The organism is Streptomyces europaeiscabiei (assembly GCF_001550375.1).
GTDB classification, from domain to species: Bacteria; Actinomycetota; Actinomycetes; order Streptomycetales; family Streptomycetaceae; genus Streptomyces; species Streptomyces europaeiscabiei.
This window is the reverse complement of the sequence record NZ_LRTR01000783.1, coordinates 1-1,396: the sequence shown is the minus strand read 5'-3', so window position 1 is coordinate 1,396 and position 1,396 is coordinate 1. Positions and strand designations below refer to the sequence as shown.

The 1,396-nt window shown below is 76.6% G+C and carries 1 protein-coding gene; it reads right to left on the bottom strand.

Annotated elements, in window-relative coordinates; translation table 11 throughout:
- On the bottom strand, positions 1 to 1,396 hold a 1,396-nt coding region (locus tag AWZ10_RS38285; protein ID WP_341846113.1), incomplete at both ends, for a SpnB-like Rossmann fold domain-containing protein.

Sequence of the window (1,396 nt, the reverse complement as noted above, 5' to 3'; positions counted from 1 at the left end):
GCCGAGTCGACCAGCCCCGCCGACGCGGGTGCGGGTGTCGCGAGCACGACGGAGGCGACGCCCCGCCCGGCCGCCGACCGGACCAGCTCCAGCGCCGGGCCGACCACGGGACGCAGCGCGGCGTCCACCTCGGCCCGTGTCCCGGTCGTCGTTCCGTCGGTGGCCACGGCCGCGGTGAATAGCACCGTCCGGGGGGCGTCGTCGAACAGGGCCCGCACCGCACCGGCGGGGTCCACCGGGTCCCAGCGCACCAGCTGCGCCGTGCCCGCGGACGTCGGCAGCCGGTCGGCGGCGTTCTTGGCGAACGGGCCCGTCAGCAGCGGTCCGTGTGTCCCCGGTCCGGCCCCGTGCCCGGTCCGGGCCAGGAACGCCTCGGCCGGGCCCTGTGTGTCGCTCCCGGCGAACAGCGCGGTCCGCCCGGGGGAAGACATGTCCGGGGAACTCACCGGGACACGGGCCGCGCGCGGGGCCCGGACCTCCCCGCCACGGAGCATCAGCCGTGGTTCGCCGCAGGTCACGGCGGACTCCACGCGCTGCCAGGAAGGTTCCACGGCGTCCGTCTCGACCAGCACGAAACGGCCCGGCGCCCGGTCCTGCGCGGCTTTGACCAGACCCCAGACGGCTGCCGCGCCCACGTCCGGCGAACTGTCGTCGCCGGTGGCGACCGCGCCCCGGGTGACGACGACCAGCAGGCTTCGCGCGAGCCGGGGATCGGTGAGGTGCCGTACCCATTGCAGGGCCTCGAAGACCGCCGCGCGCACCGCGTCGGCCGGGTCCGTGTCCCGCGGTCTCGGGGGACCGGCGGAGACGACCAGCACGTCCGGGACGGGAGCGCCCTCCTCGACCGCCCGTAGCAGCGACGGCAGGTCGGGCGGGGCCTCGCAGTGACGCCCCGCCGACAACAGGCCCGCACGGACACCGAGCGGATCGGGGCCGACGACCGCCCACCGGTCGGAGCGGTCCGCCCGCCGCGGCGGGTCGCACAGGACCCAGGACTCCTCGAACAGGCCGTCCTGCCGGGCCGCCGAAGCGGCCCGCACGGCACGCTTCTCCCATGGCACGCATGTCACCGACCGAGCGGTCAGTACCGGATCCCCGGTACCGTCGGCCGCGGTCACGTCCCAGGTGCCGTCCGCCGACTGTCGCAGACCCACTCGCAGCACGGACGCGCCCACGGCGTACAGCGACACATCGCGCCAGCGCACCGCCACCACGTCCGCGGCATCCTCCGGCATGTCCTCCCGCGTGCCCTCCGCCGTCTGCCGCACGGCGCAGGCCAGTGCCGCGTCCAGCAGCGCCGGGTGCGGGGCGAACCGGTCCTGTGCCGTCGCCCGGTCCGGCAGCGCCACCTCGACGAAGACCTCGTCGCCGCGCCGCCACACCCCGCGCGGCGTCC